The sequence below is a fragment of the Pseudomonas sp. No.21 genome (genome assembly GCF_054558415.1).
On record NZ_BAAJNO010000014.1, the window covers coordinates 134,251 to 151,986 of the forward strand.

Sequence of the window (17,736 nt, forward strand, 5' to 3'; positions counted from 1 at the left end):
GTAGACGTCCCTCTCCCGCCACGAACGGGAGAGGGGGCGTTGCTCGTCAGTCCAGCATCGAGATGGCGGTCGGGGCGTCGGCGCCGCGCTGGGCCAGCTCTTCGAACTCGTTGATCGCGTTGATCTCGGTGCCCATGGAGATGTTGGTGACACGCTCCAGGATGACCTCGACCACGACCGGTACGCGGAACTCTTCCATCAGCTTGCGGGCCTTGGCGAAAGCGCCTTGCAGCTCGTTGGCGTCGAACACGCGGATGGCCTTGCAGCCCAGGCCCTCGACCACTGCGACGTGGTCCACGCCGTAACCGTTGAGCTCCGGTGCGTTGACGTTGTCGAAGGACAGCTGCACGCAGTAGTCGATCTCGAAGCCGCGCTGCGCCTGGCGGATCAGGCCCAGGTAGGAGTTGTTCACCAGCACGTGGATGTAGGGCAGGTTGAACTGCGCGCCCACGGCCAGTTCCTCGATCATGAACTGGAAGTCGTAGTCACCCGAGAGCGCCACGACCGGCCGGCTCGGATCGGCCTTGACCACGCCGAGGGCGGCGGGAACGGTCCAGCCCAGCGGGCCGGCCTGGCCGCAGTTGATCCAGTGGCGCGGCTTGTACACGTGCAGGAACTGGGCGCCGGCGATCTGCGACAGGCCGATGGTGCTGACGTAGCAGGTGTCCTTGCCGAAGAACTCGTTCATTTCCTCGTACACGCGCTGCGGCTTGACCGGCACGTTGTCGAAGTGGGTCTTGCGCTGCAGGGTGCGCTTGCGCTCGCGGCAGGATTCGACCCAGGCGCTGCGGTCCTTCAGCTTGCCGGCGGCCTTCCACTCGCGGGCGACTTCGAGGAAGGCGTCCAGCGCGGAACCGGCGTCGGAGACGATGCCCAGGTCCGGGGTGAACACGCGGCCGATCTGGGTGGGCTCGATGTCCACGTGGATGAAGCGGCGGCCCTGGGTGTAGACGTCGACGGAGCCGGTGTGGCGGTTGGCCCAGCGGTTGCCGATGCCGAACACCAGGTCCGATTCCAGCAGCGTGGCGTTGCCGTAGCGGTGCGAGGTCTGCAGGCCGCACATGCCGGCCATCAGCGCGTGGTCGTCGGGGATGGTGCCCCAGCCCATCAGGGTCGGGATCACCGGTACGCCGGTCAGTTCGGCGAATTCGACCAGCTTGTCGGAGGCGTTGGCGTTGATCACGCCGCCGCCGGAAACGATCAGCGGGCGTTCGGCCTCATTGAGCATGGCCAGGGCCTTCTCGGCCTGGATGCGGGTGGCGGCCGGCTTGTTCACCGACAGCGGCTCGTAGGCGTCGATATCGAATTCGATCTCGGCCATCTGCACGTCGAAGGGCAGGTCGATCAGCACCGGGCCGGGGCGGCCGCTGCGCATTTCGAAGAAGGCCTTCTGGAAGGCATAGGGCACCTGGCCCGGCTCGAGGACGGTGGTCGCCCACTTGGTCACCGGCTTGACGATGCTGGTGATGTCGACGGCCTGGAAGTCTTCCTTGTGCAGGCGGGCCCGAGGGGCCTGGCCGGTGATGCAGAGGATCGGGATGGAGTCGGCGGAGGCCGAGTACAGGCCGGTGACCATGTCGGTGCCGGCAGGGCCGGACGTACCGATGCACAGGCCGATGTTGCCCGGGTTGGTGCGGGTGTAGCCCTCGGCCATGTGCGAGGCGCCTTCGACGTGGCGGGCCAGGACATGGTCAATGCCGCCGATCTTGTTCAGCGCGGCGTACAGCGGGTTGATGGCGGCGCCGGGGATGCCGAACGCGGTGTCGATGCCTTCGCGGCGCATCACCAGGACGGCGGCCTCGATTGCTCTCATTTTGGCCATGTTTTGTGCCTCTTTTCTTGTGAAAATTGTATACAAGGTGCTTGTGGCGGATTCTATTCAGGTGCCGACTGAAGGGTCAAGGAGATTTGTCGGGCGAAATGTCGCAGGCTCGGGTTTCTTTAAAACGCCCGTTTGACGCGGCTTTCAGGGCCTGCGCGGAGCGGTAATTGAATTAATGTATACAAAATAAAAATAAATTGTATATCAAGATTGATTTTTCTGTGTTCGGTGAGATAGTTGAGGAAAGCGCCGCCATTCGTGCACTCGGCTCCGTGATGGCCATGGCAACCCGGCGACGTGCGTCCGCTTCAACCACTACCCGAGGAAGCCTCACGATGAGCACCCTGTCCCTGGAAACCGCTGTCAGCATCTCCAACCGCGCCCTGGCCATTGGCCGCGAACTGCGAACCGCCCCCCTGACCATCGCCGTGCTGGATGCCGGCGGCCACCTGATCACCCTGCAGCGCGAAGACGGCGCCAGCATGCTTCGCCCGCGGATCGCCATCGGCAAGGCCTGGGGTGCCGTCGCCCTGGGCAAGGGCTCGCGCCTGATCGCCGCCGATGCGCAGCAGCGCCCGGCCTTCATCGGTGCGGTGAACAACCTGGCCGACGGCAACCTGGTGCCTGCGCCGGGTGGCGTGCTGATCCGCAATCAGGCGGGGGAGGTGATCGGTGCCATCGGCATCAGCGGCGACACCTCCGATATCGATGAGCAGTGCGCCATCAGCGGCGTGGAATCGGTGGGCCTCAAGGCCGACGCCGGCATCGCGGCGGCCTGACCCTCCCGAGCCTCCCGCTCGCGGGAGGCACCCTGGCGCAGGTGTTGAATCGCCCTGGCGATGCCGTTAACATCCGCGCCGTCCCTTTCTGCTGCTGACGGACATCCACATCGCCATTGCGGCGATGTCTTTTTTCGTCTGTCGAAAAAGCAGCATTCCATGAAGAAGACTCCCTTCAAGCGGGTCCAGCAAAAGCTGGCCCGAGCCGGCGTGGCCATCAGCCGCGTCGACGGCAACACCCTGTCCGTTTCCTCACTGAACAGCGCCGGCCTGGGTGCCAGCATCCTGCTGCCCGAATCCTTTCCCATCGAGGAAAAGGCGGTGCTGCAATTGCTGGATTTCGCCGGTGTCTCCCACCCCGACGGCGGCGAGGTGCGTTGCGCCTGCGCCACGCCGGACTTCCACGCCGGCTCCGGCATTCCGGTGGGCTCGGTGATCGTCACCAGCCCCGACATGGTGATCCCCCAGAGCATCGGTACCGATATCAACTGCGGCATGCGCCTGCATCGGCTGGGCATCCATTACGACGCCTTCCTCGCACGCAAGGCGGAATGGGTGGAGCGCGTGCGGGGCGACCTGCTGGGCGGCACCCGCAACATCCCCACGGCGCCGGGCGACATGACCGCGCTGTTCGAAGGCGGGCTCGGCGACTTCTGGAATGCGGTGGGTCGCCGCCCCGACCGCGACGGGCTCCTGGCGCGGCTCGACCTGGAGCAGGTGACGCGTGAACTGGCGGGTTTGCACCCGTCGTCCTTCGTCCGGGGCGAGGCGGCCTATGCACCCGAGGCGTTGCAGAACACGGGCCGCGCGGTACTGCGCGACCCCGGGCTGGGCACCCTCGGTGGCGGCAACCACTTCGTCGAGGTGCAGGTGGTGACCGAGCTGGTGGACCGGCGCGCCTGCTTCGAGCGCGGGCTGTCGGTGGGGCAGGTGGTGGTGATGATCCACACCGGCTCGCGGGACGTCGGCTTCCATGTCGGCCGTCGCTGGATGGACAAGGCCCGGGAGCTGTGGCCCAAGGGCATGAAGCATCCGCAGTCGAAGGTCTTCGCCCTGGTGGGCGAGATGGCCGGGCACTACCTGCTGGCCATGCACAGTGCTGCCCATTACGCCGACGCCAACCGCGCGTTGATCGCCGAGATGGTACGCCAGCGCACCCGCGAGCTGTTCGGGCCGGACACCGAAGCGCCGCTGCTGGTGGATGTGCCGCACAACATCGTGCTGCAGGAGCCGCAGGGCAACGTGCATCGCAAGGGGGCGACGCCGGCCTATGCGGGGCAGGACCTGCTCATCCCCGGCAGCATGGGGCACGACTCCTACCTGCTCACCGGGCTCGGCAACCCGCGCTGGCTGAGCTCGGCCAGCCACGGCGCGGGGCGCTCGATGTCGCGCAGCGAGATCCTGTTCAAGGGGCGCAAGGACCCGGGCATCCTCGGTCTGGAGCGGGTGCAGTGCATCACCACCCGCGAGGAACGGCTGATCGAGGAGGCGCCTGGCGCCTACAAGGAGATCGGCGAGGTGGTGCGCTCACAGGTGGAGGAGGAGACGGTGGCGGTGATCGCCCGGTTCAGCCCGGTGCTCACCTTCAAGGCCTGAAGGGGTTCCCTCAGGCGCTCTGCGCCTGGGGGGCTTCCTGCACTTCGCAGCCTTTGAGCACGAGGCGGATGATGGTGTCGGCGGCGGCTTCGTAGTCGGCGTCGCTGAGCGAGGCCTTGCCGGTGACGACGGAGATCTGCCAGTCGAAGTCGGCGTAGGTCTGGGTCGCCGCCCAGATGCTGAACAGCAGGTGGCTGGGGTCGATCCTGGCCATCAGCCCCTGGTCGATCCAGCCCTGGATGCAGGCGATGTTGTGGCGGGCCTGCTCGTTGAGGTGGGCGGTCTGCTCGGCGGACAGGTGCGGCGCCCCATGCATGATCTCGCTGGCGAACACCTTCGAGGCGTGGGGCAGCTCGCGGGAGATACGGATCTTCGAGCGGATGTAGGCCTTGAGCACATCGCCCGGGTGTCCGCCCGCATTGAAGGGGTGGGAGGCGGCCAGCAGCGGCTCGACGATGCTTTCGAGCACCTCGCGGTAGAGGTTCTCCTTGGACTTGAAGTAGTAGTAGACGTTGGGCTTTGGCAGGCCGGCCTTGGCTGCGATGTCGCTGGTCTTGGTGGCGGCGAAACCCTTGTCGGCGAACTCTTCACTGGCCGCCCGCAGGATCAGCTCTTTATTGCGCTCGCGAATGCTGCTCACATCTGCTCCTCTGTTCACTCGCCGGGTGGCCGTCACGGGTCGGCTGGCGAGCGGTCGGGCATGGTAGCACCGGCCTCCCGGGCCTCTCAAGCAAGCGGGGGAGGGGTGGCGAGGGCGCGGTCCGACAGGTTTCTGTATACAAGATTTTGGATTTCTGTTTTTATTCCGCATCCGTCCATGCCGCCGGGGTCCCGACCGGCGCGTGTTGCGGCAGGCTGCACCATGCAAGACAGCACATTGCGCGACCCCTTCGGTCGCCGGATCACCTACCTGCGTCTCTCGGTCACGGACCGTTGCGACTTCCGTTGCACCTACTGCATGAGCGAAGACATGGTCTTCGCCCCGCGGGCGCAGATACTCAGCCTCGAAGAGCTCTATGCCGTGGCCGATGCCTTCATCGGGCTCGGCGTCAGGCGCATCCGCGTGACCGGTGGCGAGCCGCTGGTGCGCAAGGGCCTCACCGGCCTGCTGGCGCGGCTCGGTGCCCGTCGCGAGCTGGATGACCTGGCCATCACCAGCAACGGTTCGCAGCTCGTCCACATGGCGCACGACCTGCGCGCCGCCGGTGTCACCCGCCTCAACATCAGCCTCGACTCCCTGCAGCGCGAGCGCTTCGCCGCCTTCACCCGCCGCGACGCCCTCGATCAGGTGCTGGCCGGCATCGATGCCGCGCGTGACGCCGGCTTCCAGCGCATCAAGCTCAATACCGTGGTGCAGAAAGGCCGCAATGACGATGAGGTCGAGGACCTGGTGGCGTTCGCCGTCGAGCGTGGCCTGGACATCAGCTTCATCGAGGAGATGCCCCTGGGCAGCATCTCCAGCCACGAACGCAAGGTCACCCTGTGCACCTCCGAAGAGGTGCGCGAGCGGGTCGAGCGACGCTTCCAGCTCCTGCCCAGCAGCCATCGCACCGGTGGCCCGTCGCGCTACTGGCAGGTGATCGGCAGCGATACCCAGGTCGGTTTCATTTCCCCCCACAGCCGCAACTTCTGCGGCGACTGCAACCGTGTGCGCGTCACCGCCGAAGGCAAGCTGGTGCTGTGCCTCGGCCATGAAGGTGCACTGGACCTCAAGGCACTGATCCGTCGTCACCCCGGTGACGGTGAGCGGCTGCGCGCGGCCCTGGTGGATGCCCTGCGGCTGAAGCCGGAGCGGCACCATTTCGAGGCGGATTCCCAGGTACAGGTAGTCCGCTTCATGAGCACCACCGGCGGCTGATCGGGCTGCTGGGCTTAGGCCCGGCTGCGTTGCGCCCTCTCGCCGTACGTACCGTACTGTCTTCGAGGGCGCGCCTTGCCGGTCCGTCTCCCAGCAACCCGATCCGTTGCTGCATTCCTTTTCAAGAACAAGAGCGCCCTGAAGGGCTGAGGAGATTGAGCATGGGCAAGACATTGCTGGTGAAGAACGCTGACCTGCTGGTCACGATGGACGGCGAGCGCCGTGAGCTGAAGCAGGGCGGGCTGTTCATCGAGGACAACGTCATCCGCCAGGTGGGGCCGAGCGCCGAGCTGCCGCAGAGCGCGGACGAGGTGCTGGACCTCAAGGGCCACATCGTCATCCCCGGCCTGGTCAACACCCACCATCACATGTACCAGAGCCTCACCCGCGTGGTGCCGGCCGCCCAGGACGGCGAGCTGTTCAACTGGCTGACCAACCTCTACCCGATCTGGGCGCGCCTGACCCCCGAGATGATCCAGGTCTCCACCCAGACGGCGATGGCCGAGCTGATCCTTTCCGGCTGCACCACCTCCAGCGACCACCTCTACATCTACCCCAACGGCTGCAAGCTGGACGACAGCATCCACGCCGCCGGCGAGATCGGCATGCGCTTTCACGCCGCGCGCGGCAGCATGAGCGTCGGCCGCAGCCAGGGCGGCCTACCGCCGGACTCGGTGGTGGAGAAGGAGGCGGACATCCTCAAGGAATCCCAACGCCTGATCGAGGACTACCACGATGCGTCCCATGGCTCGATGCTGCGGGTGGTGGTGGCGCCGTGCTCGCCCTTCTCGGTGAGCCAGGACCTGATGCGCGAAGCGGCGGTGCTGGCGCGCCAGTACGGCGTGTCGCTGCACACCCACCTGGCGGAGAACGTCAACGACATCGCCTACAGCCGCGAGAAGTTCGGCATGACCCCCGCCGAGTACGCCGAAGACCTGGGCTGGGTGGGCCATGACGTGTGGCACGCCCACTGCGTTCAGCTCGACCAGCACGGCATCGACCTGTTCGCCCGCACCGGCACCGGTGTCGCCCACTGCCCCTGCTCGAACATGCGCCTGGCCTCGGGCATCGCGCCGATCCGCCGCATGCGCGATGCCGGCGTTCCGGTCGGCCTGGGTGTCGACGGCTCGGCCTCCAACGATGGCGCCACCATGATCGGCGAGGTGCGCCAGGCCCTGCTGCTGCAGCGCGTCGGTTTCGGCCCCGATGCCATGACCGCGCGCGAGGCGCTGGAGATCGCCACCCTGGGCGGCGCCAAGGTGCTCAACCGTGACGACATCGGGGCCCTGGCCCCTGGCATGGCGGCGGACTTCGTCGCCTTCGACCTGAACCAGATCGCCTTCGCCGGCGCCCTCCACGATCCGCTGGCGGCCCTGGTGTTCTGCGCCCCGGCCCAGGTCTCCCACAGCGTGATCAACGGTCGCCTGGTGGTGAAGGATGGCCAGCTGATGACGGTCGACCTGCCACGCGTGATCGAGCGCCACAACCGCCTCGCTCATCAGTTGGTGCTGGGCGAGTGATGGCGCGCCGGGCGCGGCTCGTGTCGCGGCCGGCACCCTACCCGAAGACGAGGAGAGTCCTTTGAGAGCGAGCTATCTGGGCTGGCTGCTGGCCAGCCTGTTGCCCCTGGGTGCGGCCCATGGGGAAAGCTATGTCGTGGGCGTCGAACGCCTGTCCTTCCAGCCGCATTACTGGGTCGACGAACAGGGTGAATACCGCGGCTTCGCCCGCGAGGTGCTGGATTTGTTCGCGCAGGCCGAGCACATCGAGCTGAGCTATCGCGCGCTGCCGGTCACCGAGCTTGCCGGGCGCCTGGTCAAGGGCGAGGTGGACCTGAAGTACCCGGACAGCCCCGAGTGGGCGGATGACGTCAAGGCCGGCAAGCCCATGGCCTACAGCGCACCGGTGGTGGGTTACGTGGATGGCGTGCTGGTGGACCCCAAGCGGGTCGGGCAGGGCATCGAGACCCTGCGGCGCCTGGCCCTGGTGCAGGGCTGGACGCCCCGTGGCTACCAGTCGCGTATCGACGAGGGCAAGGTGCAGCCGGTGCAGGGCAGCGACCTGCGGCAGATGATCCGCCAGGCCCTGAAGAAGCAGGCCGACGGTGCCTACTTCAACGTGGTGGTCGCCACCTATTACCTGGACAACATCCGCGCCCGCCCCGGTGCGCTGGTGTTCGACCCGTCGCTGCCGCACACCCGCGGCACCTTCCACCTCTCCAGTTCCCGGCACCCGGAGCTGGTGCAGCGCTTCGACCGCTTCCTGGTGTCGCACAAGGCGGAAGTGGATGCGCTCAAGGCGCACCATCGCGTCGAGGCCAACCTCGATACCGAGTACATGGGGCTGGAGCAGTGGAAGGTGGACTACCTGGAGCGGCAGAAGCGCAAGGACGACCCCGCCAGGCCCTGACCGACGAACGGGCCGCACCGCACGGACGGCCCCTTGCCCCGCCGGCTCGTCGCGCTCAGCGCGAGCCGTTCCGTCATGCCTCGTTGCCGAAACCTTGAACCATCGGAAAACCCGTCCGGTCCATCTTCCTGAGTGGCTGAGGAAGAAACTCGGCTGGAATCCCTACCGGAAAAAGAGGAAAGCACGATGGATAACGACAAGGCTATCTCCGTTCTCAACGACCTGATCGAAACCAGCAAGGACGGCGAAAAGGGGTTTCTCGAATGCGCCGAGGACGTCAAGAACCCCCAGTTGAAAGCCACCTTTACCCAGCGCGCCCAGGAGTGCGCCCGCGCCGCTGCCGAGCTGCAGCAGGTGGTGCGTTCCATGGGTGGTGACCCGGAGACCTCCTCCAGCGTGGCCGGTGCCCTGCACCGTCGCTGGGTCGATCTCAAGGCCCTGGTGACCGGCAAGGACGATGCCGCCATCCTCAACGAATGCGAGCGCGGCGAAGATGTCGCGCTGAAGGCCTACAAGGATGCGCTGGGCAAGGAGCTGCCGCCGCCGGCTCGCTCCATCGTCGAGAAACAACTGCTCGGCGTGCAGCGCAACCATGACCAGATCAAGGCCCTGCGCAACCTGGCCCGCGCCAGCTGACGGCGGGTATCGGCGGCATTGCCGCCAACGAAAAAGGGATGGCGTTTCGCGCCATCCCTTTTTTCATGCAGCAGGTGCTATCAGAAGTGCACCTTGACCAGCAGGCTGGCGGTGTTCTGGTCGGTACCGCCGAGGATCTCGTCACCGAGGAAGCTGTCGTCGTCGATGCCGTACTTGTTGCTCCAGTAGTCGTACTCGACACCGACGTAGAGCTGCTTGGCACCCAGGTCCAGCGCCTTGCCCAGGTCGTACTTGATCTGCGGGTTGAAGTGCAGGTTGGCGTGCAGGTCGTTCGGGCGGCTGCTGCTGCCGTCCTTGTTGTTCCACACCCAGTCCATGAAACCGTCGATGAGGATGTCGGAGTTGCCGACGGGGATGGTGTACGACCACACCGGGGTGACCTGCCACTGGCCGGCGGGGTTGTTGGTGATGCCGTCGGGCTTGCGGTAGTAGAAGTTCAGCTGGAAGTAGTCGAAGCCGGGGATGGCCAGGTCGAAGCCCGGGCCGAGCAGGTAGTTCTGGGTGCGGTTCTCGCCACGCTCGTAGGTGGCGGCGAGCAGCACGTCGGTCACCGGGCCGAAGGCGATCTTCTGGTCGAACAGCTTGCCGAACGACAGGCGCGGCTGGATTTCACCGTAGTAGGTGTTGTTGCCCGCATTGGCGTCGGCCTTGCCGTTGTAGTTGATCTGGTCGGCGAAGATGAACAGGTCGCCCCAGGTCCAGCCGCTGGCGTGCTCGAAGGTGAAGGTCTGCTGGATTTCCGGGTTGACCTTGAAATCCTTGCCGTACAGGTAGGTGACGCTGTTGTTCTGCCACAGCAGCGGGCCGTCGGCCATGGCCTGCCCTCCCGCCAGGAGGCCTGCGGTCAGGGCGATGCAGTGAGGCAGATGCTTCAGGTTCATGCGGTTTTCCTTATTTTTCAGGGCTTCAGGTTGGCCTCTACGCAGCCGGCAGGAAGCCGCCCCGCAGAGCGGGGCGGTCTTGCTGGATGCATGGAGGGATTCCGGGTTGGCCGTCCTGGCGTCAGCTCGGCATGACGACGCGGTCGGTCTTCGGATTCCGGGGCGGCGACGGGCGATCTTCAGCGCTGGGCTGTTCGGCTGCGTCGTGCGAAATGCACCGTGCCTCGTGGGGGAAGGCCGCGGTGGGGAATGTCGTGAACGGGGAGGGCAGGACAGTGGGCGTGTCGCGGTCGGAACGGCGGACGGCGCCGGATGTGCCGGTCTGGGCGGATGGGTTCATCGTTCAAAGCCTGCCTGTTGTTTTTGTAGGTCGTGGGCTTGCGGGTTACAGCCGTCCCGCTGGCTGCCTCGCGTCCAGAATCTGAACTGCGGGTCAGGTTTTGCGAATATAGCATCCTGTTTACAGGCTGTGTAACAAAACAAATCAAAATTGTGTACATAAAATCGGCCGTTTTGCCTGCGACCGATCGACTCGTCACATGCCTCCCGCGAACGCCCTGTAAAGCACGCGGCTAACGCCTGAAACGTAGGTTGGCGCGGAGCGCAGCGAGGCCCAATGGCGCGGAATCGAACCCCCTACGTGCCTTGTCGTTCCGTTCGAAGGCGGATGCCCATAAAAAAGCCCGCTTTGTAGGCGGGCTGGAAGTCCTGTCCTCACCGGGTCGGTGCATCCAGGTGGGAGCAAGGCTCAGTGGGCGGCGCAGTGTCGGCTGCGCTCCTTCTCGCCCAGGATGTTGAACAGGATGTTGAGCACCAGCGCGCTGACGGTGGCCATGGCGATGCCGCTGTGGGTGATGGGTTCCATCCAGTGGGGCAGGTGGGCGAAGAACTCGGGGCGCACCACCGGTGCCATGCCCATCCCCATGCTCACGGCCACCAGCAGCTGGTTGCGGCGGTCGGTGATGTCGGCCTCGTGGAGGATCTTGATGCCCGTGGCGGCGACCATGCCGAACATCGCCAGCCCTGCGCCGCCGAGCACGGCGGGCGGGATGGAGGCGACCAGGAAGGCGGCCTTGGGCAGCAGGCTGAGGGTGATCAGGAACAGGCCGGCGACGGCGGTGACGTAGCGGCTGCGCACGCCGGTCATCTGCACCAGGCCGATGTTCTGGGCGAAGGAGGAGTGAGTGAAGGTATTGAAGAAGCCGGCGAAGAAGGAGGCGCCGGCGTCGCACAGCAGGCCACGGCGCAGGGCCTTGGGGCAGACCTCTCGGCCGGTGATCTTGCCCAGGGCGAGGAACATGCCGGTGGACTCGACGAAGATGATCACCACCACCAGGCACATGGACAGCACGGGTGCCAGCTCGAACCTGGGCATGCCGAAGTGCAGCGGTGTGACCACCTGGAACCAGGGCGCCTGCTCCAGGCCCGTGAGGTCGACCATGCCCATGCCGCCGGAGACGATGTAGCCCACGGCCATGCCGATCAGTACCGAGACGTTGACCCAGAAGCCGCGCATGAAGCGGTTCACCAGCAGGATGATGCCCAGCACCAGGGCGGCCACCGCCAGGTATTCCAGGGCGCCGAACTGCACCGCCTTGCTGCCGCCGCCGGCCCAGTTCACCGCCACGGGGAAGAGCGTGAGGCCGATGGAGGTGATCACCGTGCCGGTGACCAGCGGTGGGAAGAAACGCACGATGCGCGCCATGAAGGGGGCCAGCAGCAGTCCGAAGAAGCCGGCGGCGATGGTAGCGCCGAAAATGCCCTGCAGGCCCACCCCGGGCATGCCGGCCATCACCACCATGCTGCCGACGGCGGCGAAGCTCGCGCCCATCATCACCGGCATGCGGATGCCCACCGGGCCGATGCCGATCGACTGCACCAGGGTGGCGATACCGGCCACCAGCAGGTCGGCGTTGATCAGGAAGGCGATCTCCTCGCGGGACAGGCCGGCCGCCTGGCCGACGATCAGCGGCACGGCCACGGCGCCGCCGTACATCAGCAGCACGTGCTGGATGCCGACGAGCAGGAGTTGCAGCAGAGGCAGGTGTTGATCGGCGGGCGGAATGGCGAGCTCGGGCTCGGTCAGCTTGGTCATGCAACACCTCTGGCGCTTTTGTTTTTGTTGAGCCTTATAGGCCGCAGCCGGCAAAGGCCGGCTGCGATCCTGGTATTCATGTTTCTGCCATCCAGGCCCAGCTGTGGGCGGTGGACGGGGGCACGCGGAACAAAGGGCAGGGCCTGATGCTGGACGTGCACCGGAACGCCTTGCCGGAAGACGGTAAAAAAAGCCTGCCTGGGGCAGGCTTGAAGTACGGGCCGCAGCTTGGGGATGCGGCCCGTCGTGGTCGAGATCAGTTGGTCTTGGCGCCCTGTGCGATCCAGGAACCGATCAGGTCACGCTCGGCCTGGGTCATCTGGGTGATGTTGCCCAGCGGCATGATCTGGGTAGCGACGGCCTGAGCCTGGATCTTCGGTGCCATGGCCTGGATCTGCTGCGGGGTGTCGAACATCACGCCGCCCGGGGCCGCGGTGAACATCGGGCTGGTGGGCTTGGCGGAATGGCAGACGGAGCAGCGCTCCTGGATCACGCTGTGGACCTTGTCGAAGTCCGCGGCGCCGGCGTTGGCCTGGGCGGTGGCGGGCTGGGCCGGTGCCTGGGCCTGCTCGGCGGGCTTGCTGCCTTCGGGGGTAGCTGCCGGGGACGCGGCCTCGGTCTGGGCCGGTGCGGTCGCCGGGGCGACGTTGGCGATGGGCGCGGTGGCGGCCTTGTAGTTCGGCGAGGTGACGAAGGCCAGGCAGATCATGCCCAGGGCGCCGGCCGGGAGGGTCCAGGCGAACTTGTTGCTCTCGTGACGGGTGTTGAAATAGTGGCGCACGAGGACGGCGATCACCGCGATCCCGGCCAGGATCAGCCAGTTGTACTGGCTGCCGTAGGTGCTCGGGAAGTGGTTGCTGATCATGATGAACAGCACCGGCAGGGTGAAATAGTTGTTGTGGCGCGAGCGCAGCAGGCCCTTGGCCGGCAGCGCCGGGTCCGGGGTGCGGTTCTCTTCGATCGCCTTAACCAGCGCACGCTGGGCCGGCATGATGATGCGGAACACGTTGCCGACCATGATGGTGCCGATCAGCGCGCCGACGTGGATGTAGGCACCGCGACCGCTGAACACCTGGGTGAAGCCCCAGGCCGCGCCGATCACCAGCACGAAGAGGATCAGGCCGAGCAGGGCGGGCTGCTTGCCCAGGGGCGAGTCGCACAGCAGGTCGTAGATGAACCAGCCGGCGATTAGCGAACCGACGCCGATGGCGATGGCCGCCGCCGGGGCGAGGTCGAGGCCGGGGGCGATCAGGTACAGGGTCGGGTTCAGGTAGAACACCACGGTCAGCAGGGCGACGCCCGACAGCCAGGTGAAATAGGCCTCCCATTTGAACCAGTGCAGGTTGTCCGGCATTTTCGGCGGGGCGAGCTTGTATTTCTCCAGGTGGTAGATGCCACCCCCGTGGATCGCCCACAGGTCACCGGCCAGCCCGTCGCGCGGGGCCTTGCGGTTGAGGTTGTTCTCCAGCCAGACGAAATAGAACGATGCGCCGATCCAGGCGATACCGGTGATCATGTGAACCCAGCGAATGCTCAGGTTCAGCCATTCGGTCAGATGTGCTTCCACAGTACGTACCTCTTTCCCGAACGATCGGCACGGCGATCGCTGGGCTTCTCTTATTAGTGGTGGGGGTCGAGGAAGAGCTGTTCGTCCTCGGTGAAGTAATGCTCGTCGCAGTTGTTGCCGGAACCACTGCGATCAACCACCAGGAAGTCATCCCGCTTTTCGATCGTCAGCACCGGGTGGTGCCAGACGCCGCGATGGTAATTAACGCCCTGCCTGCCATTGGTGAGGAAGGCACGGACCAGACCCGGTACAGGTGCATCGCCAACGGGCGCGACCACGACCAGAAAGGGGTTGCCGAGCAGCGGTATGAAGGCCTGGCTGCCCTGCGGATGTCGTTCAAGCATGCGGATGGGGCGGGGCATCTCCAGGGATTCGGCGCTGAAGATGCTGATGATCGCCTTGTCGTCCGGCTGGGCCGTTTCGACGGTGGCCAGCTTGTGGTAACGGCGGGTGGAGCCGTTGTTGATCATGAAGAACTCGCTGCCTTCGGTTTCGATGACGTCACCGAACGGGGCGAATGCTTCTTTGGTCAGGGGCTCGATCTTGAGAGTGCGCATGCTGTGCTTCTTGTCCTTGCTGTCGCCCCGCCACGGTGACGGGGGGGCCGGGAGTGGCCCGGCGTTATCTGGCCACCTTGCCGAACAGGCGCAGGCGACTGACGCCTCCGTCCGGGAATATGTTCAGGCGTACGTGGGTGACGGGGCCGAGGGCCCGGATCTGTTCGGTGTATTCGTGTTCGGCGTGCATCGAGAGCTTCTGGCTCGGCAGCAGCTCGCGCCAGAACAGGCTCTGGGTCTCGATCTGGCTGTCGGTGCCGCCTTTGACGAAGGCCGCCTGGATCGAGCAGCTGTCGGGGTAGTTGCCCTTGAAGTGCAGGGTGTCGACCACGATGCGCTCGATCTCACCGGGGTGGCCGAGGGCGACTATCACCCAGTCGTTGCCAGGCGTACGGCGGCGGGCGGTTTCCCAGCCGTCGCCCATGTTGATGCCACGGCCCGGGTTGAGGATGTTGCCCATGCGGCCGAAGTGCTCGTCGGAACAGGCCAGCGCGCGGCCGCCGTTGAGGGCGGCGGCGAGGTCGACCTGCTCGTTGTCGCCGACCGCGCTCCAGTCGCGATGGGGCACGCCGTATACGCGCAGGCGCGCCACACCACCATCGGGGTAGATGTTGAAGCGCAGGTGGGTGAAGGCCTGGTCGTTGTCGATCGCGTGGTAGTGGTGGCTGTCGCCCTTGAGCTCCACGGCGCCGAGCACGTCGCTCCACTGGGTGTTCTCGTCCGGGTCGCCGTTGGCCACGAAGCAGCCTTCGAGGGACGCGGACGGCGGGTAGTTGCCGGTGAAGAAGCTGGTGTCGATGTCCAGGCCCTTGATCGAGCCCGGTACACCCAGGCGGATCACGGCATGGTCGTAACCTTCGAAACGCTTGCGACGGGATTCCCAGCCGTCCATCCACTTGCCGTTGTCGTCGAACACGCCTTCCTTCCACACGGCCGCGGACGGCTGGAACAGGCGGTTGACGTCGGCGAACCAGTCGTCGGTGACCGAGAGGGCTCGGGTCCCGAGACGGGCGTCGGCGAGGTTGATGTACTTCTCGAAGGGTACTGCGTAGCTCTTCATCAGGGTCTGCCTTGGAACTGGGGCATCGGCGTGTCCGGCGTGCGTGCAGCCAGGGTCACATCTGCTGCAGGCGGAACAGCGCGATCCTGTTGATCTCGGCCAGGGCCCGGCTGAACTCGGCTTCGGGGGTGTTGTGGATGCGCTCCTCGAAGGCCGCCAGGATCTGGTGCCGATTGCTGCCCTTCACCGCCATGATGAACGGGAACCCGAACTTGGCCTTGTAGGCGTCGTTCAGCTCGGTGAAGCGTGCGAACTCTTCAGCCGTGCATTCGTGGATGCCGGCGCCGGCCTGTTCGCTGGTGCTGGCTTCGGTCAACTCGCCTCGGACGGCGGCCTTGCCCGCCAGGTCCGGGTGAGCGTTGATCAGGGCCAGCTGGGCGTCGTGGCTGGCGCTGAGGAGGATGTCGGACATGCGCTGGTGCAGGCCGTCGATCTGGTCGACGCTGGCATCCAGGCCGAGGTCGTAGGCTTTCTCGGCGACCCAGGGCGAGTGCTCGTAGATGTCGGCGAAGGCGCTGACGAAGGCCTCGCGGGACAGGCTGGACGGGGTGATCTTCTGGAAGCTGCTCATTGGGCGTTGCCTTGGAAAGGGTGGATGGTGTGCCAGTGGCGGGCGATGTCCACGCGGCGGGCGAACCAGACCTTGTCGTGGCTCTTCACGTATTCGATGAAGCGGGCCAGGGCGGCGAGGCGCGCGGGGCGGCCCAGCAGGCGGCAGTGCATGCCGATGGAGAGCATCTTCGGCGCGCCGGCTGCACCTTCGGCGTAGAGCACGTCGAAGGCGTCCTTCAGGTATTCGTAGAAGTCGTCGCCTTTGTTGAAGCCCTGCACCTGGGTGAAGCGCATGTCGTTGGTGTCGAGGGTGTAGGGGATCACCAGGTGCGGTTTCTCCACGGTGCTGGCCGGGTCCCAGTAGGGCAGGTCGTCGTCGTAGGTGTCGGAGTCGTAGAGGAAGCCGCCTTCCTCCATCACCAGGCGACGGGTGTTGGGGCCGGTACGGCCGGTGTACCAGCCCAGCGGGCGTTCGCCGGTCAGCTCGGTGAGGATGCGGATGGCCTCGAGCATGTGCTCGCGCTCCTGCTCCTCGCTCATGTACTGGTAGTCGATCCAGCGGTAGCCGTGGCTGCAGATCTCGTGGCCGGCCTCGACCATGGCGCGGATGGCGTCCGGGTGGCGCTGTGCGGCCATGGCGACGGCGAAGATGGTCAGCGGGATGTCGTGCTTCTTGAACAGGTTGAGCAGGCGCCAGACGCCGGCTCGGCTACCGTACTCGTAGAGGGATTCCATGCTCATGTTGCGCGCGCCCTGCAGGGGCTGCGCCGCGACCATCTCGGAGAGGAAGGCCTCGGATTCCTTGTCGCCGTGGAGGATGTTGCGCTCACCGCCTTCCTCGTAGTTGAGGACGAAGGAGAGGGCGATGCGTGCCTCGCCCGGCCAGTGCGGATGCGGGGGATTGCTGCCGTAGCCGATCAGGTCGCGGGGGTAGTCGAGGCTCACTACTGGATTCCTTCTTGTCTGTGGAGGGTTCGCGGAGCCGGGCTGCGCGAACGCGATGAGTGATTGTATACAAACGTCATCGAGTTTTGTAAATGAAATATTTGTCCAGGTCGACGTCCTGCAGGTTTGCAAAAAACTTGCCTGATTGGTCAGTTCTTTGCAATACAACCCTTGCTCTATGCCGGTCTGCATCAAAATGGTGCTGGCGAATCCAGCCGCCGTCGGGGCGATAAAAATTCTCGAATAATTGTGTACAATTTTTATGAATAATGTCTTATATTTGGCGCATCGCAGTTCCCGGAACGCCCCTTTTCAGGGCTTGGGCACTCCCGATGCACCGATTTCAACGAGAAGAGGAGGTGTGGCTGTCGCCGGTCGATGACCGCAGCGGGAGCCCGGAAAACAATGGGACGATTGACTACCCACGTACTGGATGCCGCCCACGGTTGCCCCGGCAGCGACATCAGCATCGAGCTCTACCGCGTCGAGAATGGCGGCCTGGAGCTGATCACCCGCACCACCACCAATGACGACGGCCGTTGCGACGCCCCCCTGCTGCAGGGCGATGACTACGCCACCGGCGTCTACCAGCTGCATTTCCACGCCGGCGACTACTACCGCAAGCGTGGCGTGAAGCTGCCCGAGCAGGCCTTCCTCGATGTGGTCGTGCTGCGTTTCGGCATCAGCGCCGAGCAGGACCACTACCACGTGCCGCTGCTGATCTCCCCCTACAGCTACTCCACCTATCGCGGCAGCTAGTAACCGTCTTACCCCCTGACTCATCAGCGAGTCCTTTTTCCCGGCCCGTTCACACTGCGGGCTTTTTTTTGCCTGCGACTCGGAAATTTCCTAACGGGTAAAGGAGCCTTGATTGGCTTCCATCGACTGTCCGGTCGGTTAGCATTTGCCGCCTTTCTCCAGCCCGCCCGATCTGACGAGTGGTTCGCATTTGGTCGGG

16 protein-coding genes are annotated in these 17,736 nt (G+C 65.3%); 7 read left to right on the plus strand and 9 right to left on the minus strand.

The annotated features are described in order from the left end of the window. Positions 1-46: 46 nt before the first annotated feature. A complete protein-coding gene (gcl, locus tag ACYJSS_RS25930; protein WP_111260844.1) occupies positions 47-1,822 on the minus strand; it encodes a glyoxylate carboligase in 1,776 nt (591 codons plus the stop codon). Positions 1,823-2,157: 335 nt separating this feature from the next. Between gcl and ACYJSS_RS25935 the strand changes: the two genes are divergently transcribed. Together ACYJSS_RS25935 and ACYJSS_RS25940 are read left to right on the plus strand one after the other, a co-directional pair. Then, complete coding sequence (locus ACYJSS_RS25935) at positions 2,158-2,601, plus strand: GlcG/HbpS family heme-binding protein (protein ID WP_236205890.1); 444 nt, start codon at positions 2,158-2,160, stop codon at positions 2,599-2,601. 159 nt (positions 2,602-2,760) lie between these two features. After that, complete coding sequence (locus ACYJSS_RS25940; RefSeq protein WP_111260843.1) at positions 2,761-4,197, plus strand: RtcB family protein; 1,437 nt, start codon at positions 2,761-2,763, stop codon at positions 4,195-4,197. 10 nt (positions 4,198-4,207) lie between these two features. Here ACYJSS_RS25940 and ACYJSS_RS25945 read toward each other — a convergent pair whose 3' ends face one another. Further along, positions 4,208-4,837 carry a TetR/AcrR family transcriptional regulator gene (locus ACYJSS_RS25945; protein ID WP_111260842.1) on the minus strand — a complete coding sequence of 210 codons (630 nt, stop codon included), beginning with the start codon at positions 4,835-4,837 and terminating at the stop codon, positions 4,208-4,210. Between the two features lie 222 nt (positions 4,838-5,059). Between ACYJSS_RS25945 and moaA the strand changes: the two genes are divergently transcribed. The 4 genes from moaA (at position 5,060) to ACYJSS_RS25965 (ending at position 9,100) form a co-directional block, all read left to right on the plus strand. Further along, positions 5,060-6,055: a GTP 3',8-cyclase MoaA gene (gene moaA / locus ACYJSS_RS25950; protein ID WP_236205891.1), complete on the plus strand. Its 996-nt coding sequence runs from the start codon at positions 5,060-5,062 to the stop codon at positions 6,053-6,055. A 161-nt stretch (positions 6,056-6,216) separates the two neighbouring features. Further along, on the plus strand, positions 6,217-7,575 hold the full coding sequence (locus tag ACYJSS_RS25955; RefSeq protein WP_111260840.1) for an 8-oxoguanine deaminase: 1,359 nt from the start codon (positions 6,217-6,219) through the stop codon (positions 7,573-7,575). Between the two features lie 61 nt (positions 7,576-7,636). Then, on the plus strand, positions 7,637-8,464 hold the full coding sequence (locus tag ACYJSS_RS25960; RefSeq protein WP_371921685.1) for a substrate-binding periplasmic protein: 828 nt from the start codon (positions 7,637-7,639) through the stop codon (positions 8,462-8,464). Between the two features lie 186 nt (positions 8,465-8,650). After that, positions 8,651-9,100 (plus strand): PA2169 family four-helix-bundle protein, encoded by a 450-nt coding sequence (locus tag ACYJSS_RS25965; RefSeq protein ID WP_111260839.1) that lies wholly within the window; start codon positions 8,651-8,653, stop codon positions 9,098-9,100. An 80-nt stretch (positions 9,101-9,180) separates the two neighbouring features. On the opposite strand, the gene ACYJSS_RS25970 is transcribed toward ACYJSS_RS25965, so the two are convergent. The 7 genes from ACYJSS_RS25970 to puuE form a co-directional block, all read right to left on the minus strand. Continuing rightward, positions 9,181-10,002, minus strand: a complete 822-nt coding sequence (locus ACYJSS_RS25970; RefSeq protein ID WP_111260838.1) for an outer membrane protein OmpK — start codon at positions 10,000-10,002, stop codon at positions 9,181-9,183. A 748-nt stretch (positions 10,003-10,750) separates the two neighbouring features. Beyond that, entirely contained in the window at positions 10,751-12,097 is a 1,347-nt protein-coding gene (locus ACYJSS_RS25975; protein WP_111260837.1) for a nucleobase:cation symporter-2 family protein, read from the minus strand. Between the two features lie 256 nt (positions 12,098-12,353). Next, positions 12,354-13,664, minus strand: coding sequence for a urate hydroxylase PuuD (locus tag ACYJSS_RS25980; RefSeq protein ID WP_111260836.1), 1,311 nt, complete (start codon positions 13,662-13,664; stop codon positions 12,354-12,356). Between the two features lie 53 nt (positions 13,665-13,717). Beyond that, a complete protein-coding gene (locus tag ACYJSS_RS25985; RefSeq protein WP_111260835.1) occupies positions 13,718-14,221 on the minus strand; it encodes an ureidoglycolate lyase in 504 nt (167 codons plus the stop codon). 64 nt (positions 14,222-14,285) lie between these two features. Continuing rightward, positions 14,286-15,281 carry an allantoicase gene (gene alc, locus ACYJSS_RS25990; RefSeq protein WP_111260834.1) on the minus strand — a complete coding sequence of 332 codons (996 nt, stop codon included), beginning with the start codon at positions 15,279-15,281 and terminating at the stop codon, positions 14,286-14,288. A gap of 55 nt (positions 15,282-15,336) precedes the next feature. After that, the gene (gene uraD / locus ACYJSS_RS25995; protein WP_111260833.1) at positions 15,337-15,852 is read right to left on the minus strand and encodes a 2-oxo-4-hydroxy-4-carboxy-5-ureidoimidazoline decarboxylase; all 516 of its coding nucleotides are present in this window, start codon (positions 15,850-15,852) and stop codon (positions 15,337-15,339) included. Then, on the minus strand, positions 15,849-16,778 hold the full coding sequence (gene puuE, locus ACYJSS_RS26000) for an allantoinase PuuE (RefSeq protein WP_111260832.1): 930 nt from the start codon (positions 16,776-16,778) through the stop codon (positions 15,849-15,851). The genes uraD and puuE overlap by 4 nt, the downstream gene beginning before the upstream one ends. A gap of 405 nt (positions 16,779-17,183) precedes the next feature. Here puuE and uraH point away from each other — a divergent pair, with 405 nt between their 5' ends. Beyond that, on the plus strand, positions 17,184-17,537 hold the full coding sequence (gene uraH / locus ACYJSS_RS26005) for a hydroxyisourate hydrolase (protein WP_111260831.1): 354 nt from the start codon (positions 17,184-17,186) through the stop codon (positions 17,535-17,537). Positions 17,538-17,736: the final 199 nt, after the last annotated feature.

Coding starts and splice junctions, on each gene's coding strand:
- moaA (WP_236205891.1), top strand. CDS start 5,060: ATGCAAGACAGCACATTGCGCGACCCCTTCGGTCGCCGGATCACCTAC.
- ACYJSS_RS25975 (WP_111260837.1), bottom strand. CDS start 12,097: ATGACCAAGCTGACCGAGCCCGAGCTCGCCATTCCGCCCGCCGATCAA.
- gcl (WP_111260844.1), bottom strand. CDS start 1,822: ATGGCCAAAATGAGAGCAATCGAGGCCGCCGTCCTGGTGATGCGCCGC.
- uraD (WP_111260833.1), bottom strand. CDS start 15,852: ATGAGCAGCTTCCAGAAGATCACCCCGTCCAGCCTGTCCCGCGAGGCC.
- ACYJSS_RS25935 (WP_236205890.1), top strand. CDS start 2,158: ATGAGCACCCTGTCCCTGGAAACCGCTGTCAGCATCTCCAACCGCGCC.
- ACYJSS_RS25970 (WP_111260838.1), bottom strand. CDS start 10,002: ATGAACCTGAAGCATCTGCCTCACTGCATCGCCCTGACCGCAGGCCTC.
- ACYJSS_RS25940 (WP_111260843.1), top strand. CDS start 2,761: ATGAAGAAGACTCCCTTCAAGCGGGTCCAGCAAAAGCTGGCCCGAGCC.
- ACYJSS_RS25965 (WP_111260839.1), top strand. CDS start 8,651: ATGGATAACGACAAGGCTATCTCCGTTCTCAACGACCTGATCGAAACC.
- ACYJSS_RS25955 (WP_111260840.1), top strand. CDS start 6,217: ATGGGCAAGACATTGCTGGTGAAGAACGCTGACCTGCTGGTCACGATG.
- uraH (WP_111260831.1), top strand. CDS start 17,184: ATGGGACGATTGACTACCCACGTACTGGATGCCGCCCACGGTTGCCCC.
- ACYJSS_RS25985 (WP_111260835.1), bottom strand. CDS start 14,221: ATGCGCACTCTCAAGATCGAGCCCCTGACCAAAGAAGCATTCGCCCCG.
- alc (WP_111260834.1), bottom strand. CDS start 15,281: ATGAAGAGCTACGCAGTACCCTTCGAGAAGTACATCAACCTCGCCGAC.